The sequence below is a fragment of the Calidithermus terrae genome, from assembly GCF_003574345.1.
GTDB classification, from domain to species: Bacteria; Deinococcota; Deinococci; order Deinococcales; family Thermaceae; genus Calidithermus; species Calidithermus chliarophilus.
The window spans coordinates 1-14478 of record NZ_QXDL01000101.1 but is presented as its reverse complement, the minus strand read 5'-3'; the positions used below and the strand labels follow the sequence as shown (position 1 = coordinate 14478).

At 71.6% G+C, this 14478-nt stretch carries 18 protein-coding genes; 13 read left to right on the top strand and 5 right to left on the bottom strand.

Annotated elements, in window-relative coordinates:
- Both Mterra_RS12295 and Mterra_RS12290 read left to right on the top strand, forming a co-directional pair.
- A partial coding sequence (locus Mterra_RS12295; RefSeq protein WP_147372743.1) for a GNAT family N-acetyltransferase occupies nt 1–298 on the top strand: 298 nt, incomplete at its 5' end.
- On the top strand, nt 295–1335 hold the full coding sequence (locus Mterra_RS12290) for a GNAT family N-acetyltransferase (protein WP_119315452.1): 1041 nt from the start codon (nt 295–297) through the stop codon (nt 1333–1335). The genes Mterra_RS12295 and Mterra_RS12290, both read left to right, overlap by 4 nt.
- Before the next feature lie 11 nt (nt 1336–1346).
- Here the strand turns inward: Mterra_RS12290 and Mterra_RS12285 are convergent, their stop codons facing one another.
- A complete protein-coding gene (locus Mterra_RS12285) occupies nt 1347–1541 on the bottom strand; it encodes a hypothetical protein (RefSeq protein WP_119315451.1) in 195 nt (64 codons plus the stop codon).
- A 31-nt stretch (nt 1542–1572) separates the two neighbouring features.
- On the opposite strand from Mterra_RS12285, the gene Mterra_RS12280 reads away from it, so the two are divergent.
- Genes Mterra_RS12280 through Mterra_RS12265 form a run of 4 tightly spaced genes read left to right on the top strand, consistent with a single transcriptional unit; the run spans nt 1573 to nt 5299 of the window.
- Nucleotides 1573–2538, top strand: coding sequence for a GNAT family N-acetyltransferase (locus Mterra_RS12280; protein ID WP_119315450.1), 966 nt, complete (start codon nt 1573–1575; stop codon nt 2536–2538).
- Between the two features lie 33 nt (nt 2539–2571).
- Entirely contained in the window at nt 2572–3381 is an 810-nt protein-coding gene (locus Mterra_RS12275; RefSeq protein WP_119315449.1) for a GNAT family N-acetyltransferase, read from the top strand.
- Nucleotides 3382–3392: 11 nt separating this feature from the next.
- Nucleotides 3393–4343 carry a GNAT family N-acetyltransferase gene (locus Mterra_RS12270; protein ID WP_119315448.1) on the top strand — a complete coding sequence of 317 codons (951 nt, stop codon included), beginning with the start codon at nt 3393–3395 and terminating at the stop codon, nt 4341–4343.
- Nucleotides 4344–4345: 2 nt separating this feature from the next.
- Nucleotides 4346–5299: a GNAT family N-acetyltransferase gene (locus Mterra_RS12265; protein WP_119315447.1), complete on the top strand. Its 954-nt coding sequence runs from the start codon at nt 4346–4348 to the stop codon at nt 5297–5299.
- Between the two features lie 31 nt (nt 5300–5330).
- On the opposite strand, the gene Mterra_RS12260 is transcribed toward Mterra_RS12265, so the two are convergent.
- Nucleotides 5331–5855, bottom strand: a complete 525-nt coding sequence (locus tag Mterra_RS12260) for a chromate transporter (protein WP_119315446.1) — start codon at nt 5853–5855, stop codon at nt 5331–5333.
- Complete coding sequence (locus Mterra_RS12255) at nt 5852–6397, bottom strand: chromate transporter (protein WP_119315445.1); 546 nt, start codon at nt 6395–6397, stop codon at nt 5852–5854. Before Mterra_RS12255 ends, Mterra_RS12260 begins: the two co-directional genes overlap by 4 nt.
- Before the next feature lie 18 nt (nt 6398–6415).
- On the opposite strand from Mterra_RS12255, the gene Mterra_RS12250 reads away from it, so the two are divergent.
- The 7 genes from Mterra_RS12250 (at nt 6416) to Mterra_RS12220 (ending at nt 12034) form a co-directional block, all read left to right on the top strand.
- On the top strand, nt 6416–7324 hold the full coding sequence (locus Mterra_RS12250; protein ID WP_119315444.1) for a GNAT family N-acetyltransferase: 909 nt from the start codon (nt 6416–6418) through the stop codon (nt 7322–7324).
- On the top strand, nt 7315–8271 hold the full coding sequence (locus tag Mterra_RS12245) for a GNAT family N-acetyltransferase (protein ID WP_119315443.1): 957 nt from the start codon (nt 7315–7317) through the stop codon (nt 8269–8271). Before Mterra_RS12250 ends, Mterra_RS12245 begins: the two co-directional genes overlap by 10 nt.
- 5 nt (nt 8272–8276) lie before the next feature.
- Complete coding sequence (locus Mterra_RS12240; RefSeq protein WP_119315442.1) at nt 8277–9056, top strand: metallophosphoesterase; 780 nt, start codon at nt 8277–8279, stop codon at nt 9054–9056.
- Between the two features lie 180 nt (nt 9057–9236).
- On the top strand, nt 9237–10334 hold the full coding sequence (locus tag Mterra_RS12235) for a C45 family autoproteolytic acyltransferase/hydrolase (protein ID WP_119315441.1): 1098 nt from the start codon (nt 9237–9239) through the stop codon (nt 10332–10334).
- An 8-nt stretch (nt 10335–10342) separates the two neighbouring features.
- On the top strand, nt 10343–11131 hold the full coding sequence (locus Mterra_RS12230; protein ID WP_119315440.1) for a GNAT family N-acetyltransferase: 789 nt from the start codon (nt 10343–10345) through the stop codon (nt 11129–11131).
- Nucleotides 11128–11532 carry a DUF4279 domain-containing protein gene (locus Mterra_RS22340; RefSeq protein ID WP_170159651.1) on the top strand — a complete coding sequence of 135 codons (405 nt, stop codon included), beginning with the start codon at nt 11128–11130 and terminating at the stop codon, nt 11530–11532. The genes Mterra_RS12230 and Mterra_RS22340 overlap by 4 nt, the downstream gene beginning before the upstream one ends.
- A 22-nt stretch (nt 11533–11554) precedes the next feature.
- A complete protein-coding gene (locus tag Mterra_RS12220; protein ID WP_119315439.1) occupies nt 11555–12034 on the top strand; it encodes a macro domain-containing protein in 480 nt (159 codons plus the stop codon).
- A 129-nt stretch (nt 12035–12163) separates the two neighbouring features.
- Here Mterra_RS12220 and Mterra_RS12215 read toward each other — a convergent pair whose 3' ends face one another.
- Both Mterra_RS12215 and Mterra_RS12210 read right to left on the bottom strand, forming a co-directional pair.
- Entirely contained in the window at nt 12164–13414 is a 1251-nt protein-coding gene (locus tag Mterra_RS12215; RefSeq protein ID WP_119315438.1) for a TCR/Tet family MFS transporter, read from the bottom strand.
- 131 nt (nt 13415–13545) lie between these two features.
- A partial coding sequence (locus Mterra_RS12210; protein ID WP_119315437.1) for a vWA domain-containing protein occupies nt 13546–14478 on the bottom strand: 933 nt, incomplete at its 5' end.

Sequence of the window (14478 nt, the reverse complement as noted above, 5' to 3'; positions counted from 1 at the left end):
GTGCTGGGGCATGGTGCACCGGCGCCACCACGGGGGCGGGCTGGGCAAGCGGCTGCTGCTCGAGCGCCTGTACCGCCTGGCCCAGTACCCCGAGGTGGCCTTCATCCGGCTCGACACCAGCCAGCACACCTGCGGCTTCTTCGAGAAGCTGGGTTTCGCCACCATCAAAACCGAGCCCAACGGTTATGCTCCAGGCCTAGACCGCTACGACATGCAGCTATGGCTCGAGCCCGCCGCCCGCGACCGCATCAGGGCGGCCTGGCTCCAGACCCAGCCCCTCCAAGGAGAGCCCTCATGATCAAGATTCGCCCCGTGGATAAGCCCGCCGATTTCGCCGCGATCGCCCAGGTCCTCACCGCCGTGGACCCCGAGTGGCCCGTGACCCCCGAGATGGTGGCGCGCTGGGACGAGCAGCGCAACCCCAAGTACCACAGCGCCGACTTCGTGGCCGAGCACGGCGAGGCCGGGGTGGTGGCGGTGGCCGGGCTGGGCGAGGACGACTGGGCCTGGGAGGAGGGCAAGTACTGGGTCAACGTGCGCGTGCACCCCGGCTTCCGCGGCAAGGGCGTCGGCAGCGCCCTCTACGAGCACCTGATGCAGCACCTCCAGACCGAAGCCCCCGTGACGCCCAAGAAGGTGCTGTGCATGTTCGGGGAGGACAAGCCCGAGACCCGGGCCTTCGTGGAGCGGCGCGGCTTCGTGCTCGAGTGGAAGCGCTACGAGTCGCGCCTGCAGACCCAGGGCTTCGACTTCGCGCCTCATGCCCACATCGAGCAGCAGGTGCAGGAGGCGGGGCTCGAGCTCCGGAGCCTGGCCGAGCTGATGGCCGCCGACCCCCAGGCCGCGCGCAAGCTGTGGGAGCTCGACTGGATCCTCTTCCAGGACGTGCCCATGGGCGTGACCTTCACCAAGCGCGAGTTCGAGCAGTGGATGAAGGAGGAGCTCGACGACCCCCACTTCGTCAAGGAGGCCAGCTTCGTCGCCCTCGACCCCCGGCGCCACGACCCCCTCACCGGCAGCTTCGTGGGCTACACCAGCCTGATGCACAACCCGGCCGGCTTCTGGGTGATCGGCATGACCGGGGTGCTGCGCGAGTACCGCGGCAAGGGCTTAGCCAAGGCGCTCAAGCTGCGGGGCATGCGCTACGTGCAGGGGCACGGCGGCGGCGAGATCCGCACCTTCAACGACCCGCCCAACTTCGTGATGTACGGCATGAACCTCGCCATCGGCTTCGAGCCCTACCCCTCGAGGCTGCGCTACATGAAGCGCCTCGACGGCCAGCCGGTCGAGCCCTTCGACGAGGGCAAGTACCGCCGGGAGCGGGCCCCGCGCTGAGCGGCTGGGGCTCAGTCCCGCAGGCCGAAGAGGCGGCTGACCATGTGGTCGATGAGCAGGAAGAGCACCACCAGCAGGAGGATGAGCCCCCACCAGGGCATCTGCACCCACACCACCACGAACAGCCGCTCGAGCACCTTGTAGAGGATGAACCCGAAGATCAGCGTGGTGACGAGGCTGGCCAGGAAACGGCGGGCTTTGTCCACGCCCTAAGGATAGCCGACCACCGGAGAAAGTATGAAAACGCTCAACCTGACCGTTCGCCCCTTCGAAGAGCGCGACTACGCCGCCATCGCCGAGGTCTTCAACGCGGCCTGGCCCGACGAGGCCTATTCCGAAGCCAGGCTGCGCGAGGACGACGACCACCCGCCCCAGATCAAGTGGGGGCGCTTCGTGGCCGAGCTCGACGGGCGCGTCGTGGGCCACGCCGAGTACACCCAGTTCGAGGGGATGTACCACCCCCAGAAGTTCGCGGCCTGGGTCACGGTGCGGCCCGAGTTCCGCGGCCAGGGCGCCGGCAAGGCCCTTTACGCCCGGCTGACGGAGGCCCTCGAGCCCCACGACCCCATCTCCGTCCTGAGCTCGGCCCGCGAGGACCAGGCCGCGGCCCTCGCCTGGCTGCAGAAGCTGGGCTACGAGGAGAAGATGCGCTACTGGGAGTCGCGGCTCGACGTGGCCGCCTTCGACTTCGCCCCCTGGGCGGGCCGCGTCGAGGCGGTGGAGGCGGCGGGCTTCGAGCTCAGGAGCCTGAAGGAGCTCGAGCCTGATCCCCATCACCGGCGCAAGCTCTACGACCTGTGGCTCGAGGCCCGCCAGGACGTGCCCCGCCCCGACGCCATGAGCGAGGTCTCGTTCGAGGAGTACTGCCGGTGGGTCTTCGACAGCCGCTACTACCTGCCCGAGGCCCACTTCGTGGCGGTGGAGGGCTCGAGCGGCCGGTACGTCGCGCTGAGCACCCTGTGGAAGACCGACGGCGACTACCTGGCCACCGGCCTGACCGGGACCCGCCGGGCCTACCGGCGCAAGGGATTGGCGCTGGCCCTCAAGCTCAAGGGCGTCCGCTTCGCCCAGGAGCACGGGGCCCGCGAGATCCGCACCGGCAATGAATCCAACAACCGGCCCATGCTCGCCATCAACGAGGCGCTGGGCTTCGTCAAGCAGCCCGCCTGGATCGACTTCGTCAAGGTCTTCCGCGAGGGCTGAACGCCCCGGCACCCCCGTCAAGGAGCACCCGTCATGCCGTTGCAATCCCTGGGTTACCGCACCGACCTGATGTTCCGCCGCTTCGAGGGGGAGGTGGTGGAGCGCGGGCGCTACCTGGTGGTGCGCACCCCCCGCAACCCCGGCTACCGCTGGGGCAACTTCCTGATCTTCGACCAAGCGCCGCGGGAGGGCGACCTCGAGCGCTGGAAGGCGCTCTTCGCCCGCGAGATCGGCACGCCCCCCGCCTACGCCCACTTCGCCTTCGGCTGGGACGGCGCACAGCCGGGCGCGGCGGGGCCTTTCCTCGAGGCCGGATTCCGCCTGGAGCAAAGCGCGGTGCTCAGCGCCCGCGGCGTGGTCCAGCCGCCCAAGCTCAACCCCGCCTGCGTGATCCGTCCCCTGCTGAGCGACGCCGACTGGGAGGAGCGCGTCGAGCTGGCGCTGGCGGTCAACGACGCCGAGCCGCCCGGGAAGCGCGAGGGGGAGGGCTACCGCGACTTCGTGACCCGCAAGGCCGAGGAGTACCGCCGGATGGTCGCGGCGGGGCTGGGGCAGTGGTTCGGCGCCTACCTCGAGGGCCGCCTGGCCGCCACGCTGGGCCTGTTCGTGTGGGAGGGGCTGGGGCGCTTCCAGAGCGTCGAGACCCACCCCGCCTACCGCCGCCAGGGCCTGTGCGGCACCCTGGTCTACCACGCCTCGCGCATCGGCCTGCGCGAGATGGGCGCCCAAACCCTGGTGATGGTGGCCGACCCCGGCTACGTGGCTATCCGGATCTACGAGTCGGTGGGCTTCCGCGTCGTCGAGCCCATGTGGGGGCTCGAGTGGCACCCCACCGACGCTTGAGGAAAACGCTTATGAGCTACCGCATCCGCCCTTTCGAGGCCGCCGATTACCCGGCCATGGTCGAACTCTGGAACCTCCACAACCCCGATTGGTCCCGCACCGTGGCCGAGGAGCGCGACAGCGACGCCAAGCGCGACCCCGAGTACCGCTTCGCCCGCTTCGTGGCCGAGGCGGAGGGCCGGGTGGTGGGGGTGGCGCAGCACGACCAGAGCCCCGGCTCCTACCACCCCCAGCGCTTCTCGCTCGAGCTCTACCTGCACCCTGGCTTCATGGGCCGGGGCCTGGGCAAGGCCCTCTACGCCCGCCTGCTGGAAGCCCTCGAGCCCTACCGGCCCCGACACCTGCTGGCCCAGGTGCGCGAGTCGAGCGAGCGCGGGCTGCGCTTCGCGCGGGAGCGGGGCTTTAGCGAGCTCAAGCGCGACTTCGTGAGCACCCTCGACCTGCGCTGCGCCGACCTGAGCCCCTACGCGGGCCTGGGGGAGAAGCTGGCCGCCGAGGGCATCCGGCTGGCGTCGTTCGCCGAGCTGCTCGAGGCCGATCCTCAGGCCCCGCATAAGCTCCACGAGCTCTTCTCCGACTTCCGCCTCGACATCCCCCGCGCCGCCCCGCCCACCCCCATCCCCCTCGACTTCTTCGTGCGCAACATCCTGCAAGGCCCCGGCTACGACCCCCGGCTCTTCCTGGTGGCCCTCGAGGGCGAGCGCTGGGTGGGCATGAGCTGCATGTTCCGGGTGGGCGATACCCGCAACCTCGACCTGTGGATCACCGGCGTGCGGCGGGAGTACCGGGGCCGCAAGATCGCGCTGGCGCTGAAGGTGGCGGGCATCCGGCTGGCCCGGGAACTGGGCTTCGAGAGCATCCGCACCGACAACGACTCGCGCAACGCCCCCATGCTGGCGGTCAACCGCAAGCTGGGCTTCGTGCCCGGCCCCGCCAGCCTGACGCTGGAAAAGGAGCTGTGAGCATGACCCTTCGCTTGCGGGAAGCGAGTTTCCCCGCCGACTACGCGGCCATGGCGGCGGTGCTGAGCGCGGTCTACCCCGAGTGGCCGCGCAGTGCCCACGACCTCGAGCGCGACGACGCCAACCGCGACCCCCGCTACTACTGGAAGGTGTTCCTGGCCGAGGAGGACGGGGAGGTGGTGGGGGTGGCGAGCGCCGGCCACCTGAGCGCGATGCACCGGGAAGGCCGCTTCGGGGTGCGGCTGAGCGTGCTCCCGCACAAGCGCAACCGGGGCATCGGCAGCCTGATGTACGACCGCCTGCTCGAGCACCTGCGAGGCTTGGGCGCGCGCGAGCTGCTGTGCTCGCTCGACGAGCGGCGCGGCGAGGCCCTGGCCTTCGCCCGGCGCCGGGGTTTCGAGGAGTACTGGCGGATGTTCGAGTCGCGGCTCGACCCCAAGGCCTTCGACTTCGCGCCCTACGCCGGGCTCGAGCAGCGCCTGGGGGCCGAAGGCTACGCCCTGCGCACCTACGCCGAGCTGGCCGACCCTCAGGGCGAGCAGAAGTTCTACGAGCTGCACTGGCAGCTCATGCAGGACATCCCCATGGACGAGCCCCCCCAGCGCGAGCCCCTCGAGCGGTGGCGCAAGCAGTGGACCCAAAACCCCCGCGCCCTGCCCGAGGCCTGCTGCATAGCCCTCAAGGACGGGCAGTGGGTGGGCATCTCCAACCTCTGGGCCTACGACGGCTACTGCCTCATCGCCCTCACCGGGGTGCTGCGCGAGCACCGGGGCCGGTCGCTGGCGCTGGCGCTCAAGCTGGCCGGGATCCGCTACGCCCTGGAGCACGGGGGGCTCGAGATCCGCACCTTCAACGACTCGCCCAACCGGGCCATGCTGGGCCTCAACCGCAAGCTGGGCTTCGTGCCCCAGGCCGCCACCATCCAGATGCGCAAGACGCTGGCCGCCGAGCCCTGAAGCCGGCCCCCGCCCGAGAGGTAAGGACGTGCTACCCCCACAGCAGGCTGACCGACAAGCCCAGCACACCCCCGCCCAGCATCACCGCCAGGATGTTGGCCCCGCGGTAGATCAGGAGGGTCGCCAGCGCCATCGCCGCGAAGCTCCAGGGCTTGTCCATCCCCAGCTCGACCAGCACCAGCAGCATGCTCAGCGACAGCCCCATGCTCACCGGGACCAGCGCCTTGCGCAGGGCGCGGCTCCAGCGGGCGCGGGCCATCCACCGCCAGCCGTGCACCAGCACGACGGCCCCGGCGGCCCCCGGCAGGAACATGCCCAGCAGCGCCCCCAGCGCCCCCACCGGCCCGGCGGCGCTGAGGCCGTAGAACACCACCGCCAGCATGTTGGGCCCCGGCACGAACTGGCCCAGCGCGAAGCCGTCGGCGAACTGCTGGGGCGTGACCCAGCCGTTGGCGATGAGGGTGCGGGCCATCTCGGGCAGGTTGGCCATCCCGCCCCCGAAGCTGATGAGCCCCAGCCGCAGGAAGGTGAGGAAGACCTCGAGCCCCTCGCTCACCCCGCCTCGGCCTCCCGCCAGTACAGCGCCACCCCCACCGGCACCGTGAGCAGCAGCACCAGGAGCAGCGACCAGTGCAGCAACCCGTAGGTCACAAACACCACCAGCGCCAGCAGCACCGCCTTGAGCGAGTCCAGCCCCACCTTGGCCTGGCGCAGCACCGTAGCCAGGATCAGCCCGACGGCCGCCGCCGCCACCCCGCTCAGCGCGCCCTCGAGGCTCGAGCCCGGCAGCGCCCCGAAGCGGAAGTAGGCCAGGCTCAGCAGCAGCATCAGGCTCACGCCGGGCAAGAGCACCCCCGCCAGGGCCGCGACCCCGCCCAGCGCCCCGCCCAGCCGCGCGCCCAGGTGGGCGGCCAGGTTGGCGAACACCGGCCCCGGCAGCACCCGGCACAAGGCGGTGGTCTCGAGGAACTCCCGCTCGCTCAGCCAGCCCCGCCGCACCACCATGAGCTCGTAGATGTGGGCGGTGCCCCCGCCGCCGAAGGCGGTGAGGCCGACGTAGAGAAAAGCGGTAAACAATTGGAGCAACGGCACGCGCACGCTGGAAGTGAGGATACTATGCTCAGGCCCGCCCACCCCGCCGATTACCCGGCCATCGCCCACGTCCACAACACGCTGTGGCCCGAGCACTTCCGCAGCCTCGAGGACTTCGCCCACCTCGACCGCCACAACCCCGTGCGGCGCTTCCTGCTCGAGCTCGACGGGCCGGTGGCGGTGGCCGGCCTGCGCGACCGGGGCGCTTTCTACGAGTTCGAACTCGGCGTGCTCCCCGGGTTCGAGGGCCGGGGCCTGGGGCGCGAGCTCTACGCCCGCCTGCTGGGCGAGCTCGAGGCCCTGCCCCCCAAGCGCACCCTGGCCTTCGTGAAGGAGAGCCACCCCTACGCCCTGGCCTTCGCCGCCCGGCGGGGCTGGCGGGAGTCGCTGCGCGGCTACCACCAGCACCTCGGCCTCGCCGCCTTCGACCCGGCGCCCTTCGAGGGCCTGAGGCGGCGGCTCGAGGCCGAGGGCTACGCCTTCCACAGCTACGCCGCCCTCCCCGACCCCGAGCGCCTGTACCCCCTGCTGCGCCAAACCTACCTCGACGTGCCCCGCTCCGGCGAGGCCGAGCCGCTGAGCCCCGAAGAGTTCCGCCGCCGCTTCGTCCTGCACCCCGCCTTCCACCCCCAGACCAGCTTCGTCGCCGTGCGGGAGGGGGAGTGGGCGGGCCTGAGCCTGGTCCGGCGGCGCGGCGAGAGCGGGTTGCACTCGGCCATGACCGGCGTGCTCCCCGCGCACCGGGGCCGGGGCCTGGCGACGGCGCTCAAGGTGTGCTCGATCCTCGAGGCCCGCCGCCTTGGCTTCGCCGAACTCCACACCAACAACGCCGCCGGCAACGCCCCCATGCTGGCGGTCAACGCCCGGCTGGGCTTCGTCCGCGGGCCCGCCCGGGTCGAACTCGAGCTCACCAAGGAGTCGCTATGGACCTGATCATCCGGCCCTTCACCCCCGAGGACCACCCGCCCGCCCTCGAGATCCACAACGCCATCTGGCCCGACACCCCCCAGACCCTCGAGGACCGGCTCGAGGCCGACGGGCGCCGCCGCGCCGACCTGGTGTTCCGCCGCTACGCCGCCGAGGTGGGCGGCCAGGTGGTGGCGACGGGCTCCTTCCAGCACATGGAGTGGTTCTTCCACCCCCGCAAGTTCGCCCTCGGCATGGAGGTCCACCCCCAGTGGCAGGGCCAAGGCGTCGGCGGGCGGCTCTGGCGCCACCTGCTGGCCGAGCTCGAGGCCTTCGAGCCCCTCAGCCTGCACGCCTCGGTGCGCGAGGACAAGAACGGCTGGGCCGTGGCCCGGCACTACGGCTTCGCCGAGGAGAGCCGGGCCTGGGAGTCGCTGCTCGACCTCAGCGCCTTCGACCCCGCGCCCTTCGGCGACGCGGTGGAGCGCGTGCGGGCGGCGGGCTACCGCATCCTGAGCTGGGCCGAGCTGGGCGACACCCCCGAGCACCGCCGCAGGCTGTGGGAACTCGACGTCGAGGTCTCCGAGGACGTGCCCCACACCCACCCCTTCACCATGCCCACCCTCGAGCGCTACGAGCAGCGGGTCTTCGGCAGCCGCGACTTCCAGCCCGAGACCCTGCTCGTCGCGCTGTCCCCGGACGGGGAGTTCGCCGGGGTCAGCCAGCTCTGGAAAACCCGGCCCGAGCACCGCCTGGACAACGGCCTCACCGGCGTGCGCCGCGCCCACCGCCGCAAGGGGCTGGCCCTGGCGATGAAGCTGGAGAACGTGGCGCGGGCCAGGGCCCTGGGCAAGCGCGAGATCCGCACCTTCAACGACCAGACCAACCGGCCCATGCTCGCCATCAACGAGGCCATGGGCTTCGTCAAGCAGCCGGCCTGGATCGACGTCGTGCGGGTGTTGCGCTCAGAATAGGGGTCATGGATTGCGTGGTGGGGGACGTCCACGGCTGCCTGCCCGCGCTGGTGGCGCTGCTCCAGCGGGCGGGGCTGCTGGGGCCGCGCGCGGAGTGGACGGGGGGCGAGTCCCGGCTGTGGCTGCTGGGCGACTACACCGACCGCGGCCCCGACGGGGTGGGGGTGATCGAGCTGCTGATGCGCCTGGAGGAGCAGGCCTACCGCGCCGGGGGCGCGGTGCACGCCCTGCTGGGCAACCACGACGTGCTGCTGCTGGAGGCCTACCACTTCCCCGACGCGCCCAGCGGTTTCCGCCACGACGGCATCACCCTCACCTTCCGCGAGCTGTGGCTACGGGCGCGGGGCCAGCCCGCCGACCTCGAGCGCCTGCGCCCCGAGCACGCCGAGTGGCTGGCCCGCCGCCCCGCCCTGGCCCGGGTGGAGGGCACCCTCTTGATGCACGCCGACAGCGACTTCTACCTCGAGTACGGCTCGAGCCTCGGCGAGATCAACGCCAACATCCGCGCGGTGCTGCAATCGCGCGACCCCGCGCGCTGGGACAGGCTCGAGGAGCGCTTCGCCTCGAGGATGGCCTTCTGGAACGGCGGGGCCCCCAAGGCGCGGGGCCTGCTGGCCCTGCTGGGCGCGGGCCGCCTGGTCCACGGCCACACCCCCATCTGCAGCGTGCTCGAGCGCCACCCCGAGGAGGTCCGCGAGCCGCTGGTCTACGCCGAAGGGCTGTGCGTCAACCTCGACCACTGCCTGTACCAGGGGGGGCCGGGGTTCGTGTACCGGTTGGACTAGGGCGCGGGGGGTAGAACATGTGAGGCGCCGGATGCCGGAAGATGCCCAACGCCGAACGCCCAACGCCAGGCGATGGACCATGGCTGGGGCGAGAACTTCCCCCGAGCGAGGCGTCACCCAGGGCCCTGTGGCCGCTTTTGCTGAGGTCTGATAGCTGCTAGCTTTTCCAACGGAGATTCCATGAGCCTGCCTTACGTCCAACTTTCCGGTTCGCCCTACGACCAGGGCCTCGCCCAGGGCCGTGCCCTGGCCGACGCCATCGCGCACAACCTCGAGGTCTACTTCCGCCGCTTCGAGGTCGAGGGCAAGCTGCCCCCCGCCGAAGCCCGGCGGCGCGGGGAGGTCTACCTGGGGGCCATCCGCGAGCAGAGCCCGGCCTACGCCCAGGGCATCGAGGGGATCGCGGCGGGCTCGGGGCAGAGCCTGGTGGATATCGCCACCCTCAACGTGCGCTACGAGATCCTCTACTACCAGTTCGCCCAGGACGACACCGTCGTCTACCACGGCCACGAGGCCCCCAACGGCTGCACCGCCTTCGCCCTGCTGCCCGCCCACAGCGCCGACGGGGCGTTGTGGATGGGCCAGAACTGGGACTGGATCGAGGACGCCAAGGGCGCCCTCCAGCACGTCACCGAGCCCGACGGGACGCGGGTGCTGGCCTTCACCGAGGCCGGGATCTTCGGCGGCAAGATCGGGCTGAACTCGCACGGGCTGGGCCTGTGCATCAACGGGCTGGTGGCGGTGGGCGACAACTGGGCGGGGCTGGGCAAGCCCTTCCACCTGCGCACCTACGAGGCCCTGCGCTCGCGCACCCTGGCCGAGGCCGAGGCCAAGGTGAGCGCCGCCCCGCGCACCGCCTCCGGCAACTTCCTGCTGGGGCAGGGGGAGGTGGCCGTAGACCTCGAGGTCTCCCCCGCCAAGGTGGTGCGCTGGCAGGACGAGCGCCAGCTCGTCCACGCCAACCACTTCCTCGAGCCCCAGGCCCACGGCATCGAGGTGCCGCCCATCGAGTGGCTCGACCGCTCCGACCACCGCCACCAGCGGCTCGAGGAGCGCCTGCGGCAGGTGGAAAAGCCGGGCCTGGCCGACCTTCAGGAAGCCCTGCGCGACCGCGACGGCGCGCCCTACGCCGTCTGCCGCACCGCCAGCGCCGAGGAGTACGAGCTGGGCGAGCCCTACCGCACCGTGGCCTCGGTGATCCTGAACCTCCGCACCCTCGAGCTGTGGGTCTCCGACGGCCCGCCCCACGAGAACCCCTACGAGCACTACGCCCTGTAGGAACCCTTATGGTCATCGACCTCGAACTCGCCCGCCGCCTCGAGCGCGTGGACGCGCTCAACTCCGCCGACTACGCCCTCACCCTCGCCCGCCTCGAGCCCGCCAGCCGCGCCGCCCTGATCCCGCTGGGGCCGGGCTACGCCTTCCGCATGGGCCCCGACTACCCCATCAACAAGATGGCCTGCCTCGAGTTCGCTGAGCCCGACGAGGCGCTGCTCGAGCAGGGCGAGGCCTTCCTGGCCGAGCTCGGCGTGCCCGCCCGCGTCTCCTTCTGCCCGCTGGGCCACAGCGCCGTGCTGGAGATGCTGGCGCGGCGGGGCTACCGGCCGAGGCACTTCATCAACCTGTACGTGCGCCGGGTGGAGGCCCCCGCCGAGGCCCCGCTGCCCGAAGGCCTCGAGGTCGGCCCGCCCCGCGACCTAGAGGAGTGGCTGGCCGCCAGCCGGGCGGCCTGGGAGCTCAAAGGCACCCCGCAGGACGCGCGTTTCGGGCAGGTCGCGCTCGAGCGCCCCGGGGCGCTGAGCCTGGTGGCCCGCGTGGAAGGCCAGGCCGTGGCGGTGGGGGCCATGCGCGTGCGCGAGGGGATCGCCTTCCTCAACGGCGCGGCCACCGCCCCCGCCCACCGCGGGCGCGGCATCCAGGCCGCCCTGCTGCGCGAGCGGCTGCGCCGGGCCTGGGAGGGGGGGTGCGAGTGCGCGGCCATCTCCGCCACCCCCGGCAGCACCTCGGCCCGCAACATCGAGCGCCAGGGCTTCCGCCTGGCCTACACCCGCCTCTCGCTGGAGAAAGCGCGGTGAGGGTCCGGGCCGGCCTCGAGGTGCGCCTGCTCAAGGCCCTCGACCCCGAGCGCTTCAGCAAGGTGGTGGGCCTGTGGCCCACCCGCGCCCGCCGCAAGGGCGAGGACGGGGCCGAGACCGCGCTGTGGGCGCTGGAAACCCCCTGGCTCGAGGCCCCCGACCCCCAGGACGCCCTGCGGACGCTGCTCGAGCCCCTGAAGGCCAAGGCCCCGCTGCTGGCCGTGCTGGTCGAGCAAAAGGCCGTCCGGGTCGGGTTCTCCTGCACCGTCGAGGCGGCGGGAGCCACCTCCCTCGAGCTCGACCCCGACGCCCTCGCCCTCCTCGCCCGGCTCGAGGCGGCGGTGCGGCTCGAGCTGCGCCCCGCGCCAGCCCCCGACCCCTTGGGCCGGCCCCTAAACTAGTCCGCCGGCCTACACTCTAGCCATGGCCCGCGTCCACGTCGCCCAGGGCGGCATCACCGACTTCACAGGCGACGCCATCGTCAACGCGGCGAACAACCACCTCGTCCTCGGCTCCGGGGTGGCCGGGGCCATCGCCCGCAAGGGCGGCCCCGAGATCCAGGAGGAGTGCCACCGCCACGGCAAGATCCGCGTCGGGGAGGCCGCCATCACCGGCGCGGGCCGCCTGAGGGCCCGGCACGTCATCCACGCGGCGGCCATGGGCGACGAGCCCGCCACCCTCCAAACCGTCCGCTCGGCCACCCGCCACGCCCTGCGCCTCGCGCTCGAGCACGGCCTCAAAACCCTAGCCTTCCCCCTCCTCGGCACCGGCGTCGCCGGCCTCCCCCGCGACGGCGTGATCCGGGTGATGCTCGAGGAACTCCGCTCCGCCCCCGAAAGCCTGGAAGTAACCCTCTACGGCTACTCCCAGCCCGACGCAGACGCGATAAGGGCACAGCTTTAGGGCAGAGGAAGCCAGTGACGTATGGCTCGTGGCCCGTGGTTCGTCGAGGGTCTAGGGTCTAGGCGTTTTGCGTCTGGCGTACGACGTACGCCGGGTTATCGGCTATCGGCTACCGACCCTCGACATCCCTCACACGCGCTCCGCCACCGGCGCCGCCACCGGCACCCCCTCCGCCTCCCCCGGCGGCACCCGGCGGAAGGTGAGCCAGGTGTTGACGAAGCCCAGCCCGTACAGGAGGGCGCCCACGAAGAAGGGCGTCCCCACCAGCCAGGAGGGCACCTCGGGGCGGGCCACCTGGCCCAGCAGGAAGCCGCCGAAGAGCGGGCCCACCATGCCGGTGAGGCTCACCAGGGCGCTCAGCGCGCCCTGCACGGCGCCCTGCTCACGGGCGGAGACCGACCTCGAGATCAGCGCCTGGCTGGCGGGCTGGCTCACGTTGCCGATGGAGCCCAGCAGGATGGTGGCGTACATCATCCAGCCCTGGGTCGCCAGGCCGTAGAGGGTGAAGCTCACGATCCCCGCGCTCTGCCCCAGCAGCACCGAGCGCCGCTCGCCCAGCCGGCCCACCACCGCCCGCACCAGCCCGCCCTGCACCAGCATGGCGGTGACGCCCACCAGCACCAGCGAGAGGCTGGTCTGGAGGATGCTCCAGTCGAAGCGGTAGGTGGTGTACTGCACCCACACCGTCTGCAGGATCTGGAAGGCCAGGTTGATCAGCAGCACGCTCCCGCTCAGGCCCAGCAGCAGCGGGGTGCGCCTCAGGATGCCCAGCGCCGCGAAGGGGTTGTTGGAGGTGCGGCTGAGGTTGCGGTTCTCGGGCTTGAGCGACTCCGGCAGCACGAACCAGCCGTAGAGCCCGTTGAGGAAGGCCAGCAGCGCGGCGAAGTAGAAGGGCAGGCGCAGGTCGATCTGGCCCAGCACCCCCCCGATGCCCGGCCCCAGGATGAAGCCCAGCCCGAACACCGCCCCGATGAGGCCGAAGTTCTTCGCCCGGTCCTCGGGCTTGGAGACGTCGGCGATGTAGGCGTTGGCGGTGCTGAAGCTCGCCCCCAGGATGCCCGCGACCAGCCGGGCCACGAACAGCAGCCAAAGCGCGGGGGTGAGGGCGGCGATGAGGTAGTCGAGCGCGGTGCCGAAGGAGGCCGCCAGCAGCACCGGCCGGCGGCCGTAGCGGTCGCTCAGCCGCCCCAGGACGGGGGCGAAGACGAACTGCATGGCGGCGTACACGGCGATGAAAATGCCGTTGAAATAGGCCCCCGCCTGCACGCTCCCGGCCAACGCCTCGATGAGCTTGGGCAGGACCGGGATCACCAGCCCCAGGCCCATCACGTTGATGAGCACGCTGACGAGGATGAAAACCATGCTGGCCTGACGTTTCACTCAATTCCTCCCGCGCCGCGCGGCAATTCCGGCGCCGCGCGCATGACGTTGTAGGATACCTCGAGCGCGCGGTATGTTCCAGACCCATTCCGGCGCTTGGATCATGTGTAAAGCGTAACGGCGGGCGGGCCTTACGCCGGGGCCTTAGCGAGGCCGGAGCGCCGGGGGCCGCCGCGCTCGGGCAAGCTCTCCAGGGCGCGGGCGAGTTGCTCGAGGCTGTAGAGGTTGTGCACGGGCAGGAAGTCGTCCACGAAGGGCAGCGCGGCCACCAGGCCCCGCGTGAGCGGCTGGTAGCCGGGGGTGCCCAGCAGGGGGTTGAGCCAGATCAGGCGGTGGCAGGACTTCTGCAGCCGCTCGGTCTCGAAGGCCAGCAGCTCGGGCTCGCCCTGGTCCCAGCCGTCGGAGATCAACAGCACCACCGCGCCGCGCCCCAGCACCCGCTTGGCCCAGGTGCGGTTGAACTCGTGCAGGCTGCCGCCGATGCGCGTGCCCCCCGACCAGTCCTTCACCAGCCGGCCCACCTCGAGCAAGGCCGCGTCCACGCTGCGCCGCTTCATGGGCCGGGTGATGCGGGTGAGGCGGGTGCCGAAGGCGAAGGCCTCCACCGTGCGCAGGCCCTGGCGGGTCTGGGCCTGGGCGAAGGCGTGCAGGAAGTGCAGCAGCATGCGGGCGTAGCGCTCCATCGAGCCCGAGACGTCGGCCAGCACCACCAGGGGGCGGGGCTTGGTCTTGCGCTCCCGCCAGGCCAGCCGCACGAACTCGCCCTGGTGCTTCAGCGCCCTGCGGAAGCTGCGCCGCAGGTCGAGGGCGGCCCCCGCGCGGGCGGGCTGGAGCCTCCGGGTGGGGCGCTCGGCGATGCGCCAGTCGAAGTCCTGCAGCAGGCGGCGGGTGGCCTCGAGCTCCCCCTCGCTCATCTGGTCGAAGCGCTTGAGGCGCAGCACCTCCTGCTCGGAGTAGGTCAGGGCCCGGTCGATGACGGGCAGGGGCGGCCCCTCGGCGGGCTTGCCGGGCGGGCGTTCCCGGCCCACCTCGCCGGGGCGGGGCTTGGGGTCCTTCTTGGGCGG

Excerpts from the sequence above, each read along its gene's own strand:
- Mterra_RS12290 (WP_119315452.1), top strand. The coding sequence starts at position 295 with ATGATCAAGATTCGCCCCGTGGATAAGCCCGCCGATTTCGCCGCGATC.
- Mterra_RS12280 (WP_119315450.1), top strand. The coding sequence starts at position 1,573 with ATGAAAACGCTCAACCTGACCGTTCGCCCCTTCGAAGAGCGCGACTAC.
- Mterra_RS12275 (WP_119315449.1), top strand. The coding sequence starts at position 2,572 with ATGCCGTTGCAATCCCTGGGTTACCGCACCGACCTGATGTTCCGCCGC.
- Mterra_RS12270 (WP_119315448.1), top strand. The coding sequence starts at position 3,393 with ATGAGCTACCGCATCCGCCCTTTCGAGGCCGCCGATTACCCGGCCATG.
- Mterra_RS12265 (WP_119315447.1), top strand. The coding sequence starts at position 4,346 with ATGACCCTTCGCTTGCGGGAAGCGAGTTTCCCCGCCGACTACGCGGCC.
- Mterra_RS12250 (WP_119315444.1), top strand. The coding sequence starts at position 6,416 with ATGCTCAGGCCCGCCCACCCCGCCGATTACCCGGCCATCGCCCACGTC.
- Mterra_RS12245 (WP_119315443.1), top strand. The coding sequence starts at position 7,315 with ATGGACCTGATCATCCGGCCCTTCACCCCCGAGGACCACCCGCCCGCC.
- Mterra_RS12240 (WP_119315442.1), top strand. The coding sequence starts at position 8,277 with ATGGATTGCGTGGTGGGGGACGTCCACGGCTGCCTGCCCGCGCTGGTG.
- Mterra_RS12235 (WP_119315441.1), top strand. The coding sequence starts at position 9,237 with ATGAGCCTGCCTTACGTCCAACTTTCCGGTTCGCCCTACGACCAGGGC.
- Mterra_RS12230 (WP_119315440.1), top strand. The coding sequence starts at position 10,343 with ATGGTCATCGACCTCGAACTCGCCCGCCGCCTCGAGCGCGTGGACGCG.
- Mterra_RS12220 (WP_119315439.1), top strand. The coding sequence starts at position 11,555 with ATGGCCCGCGTCCACGTCGCCCAGGGCGGCATCACCGACTTCACAGGC.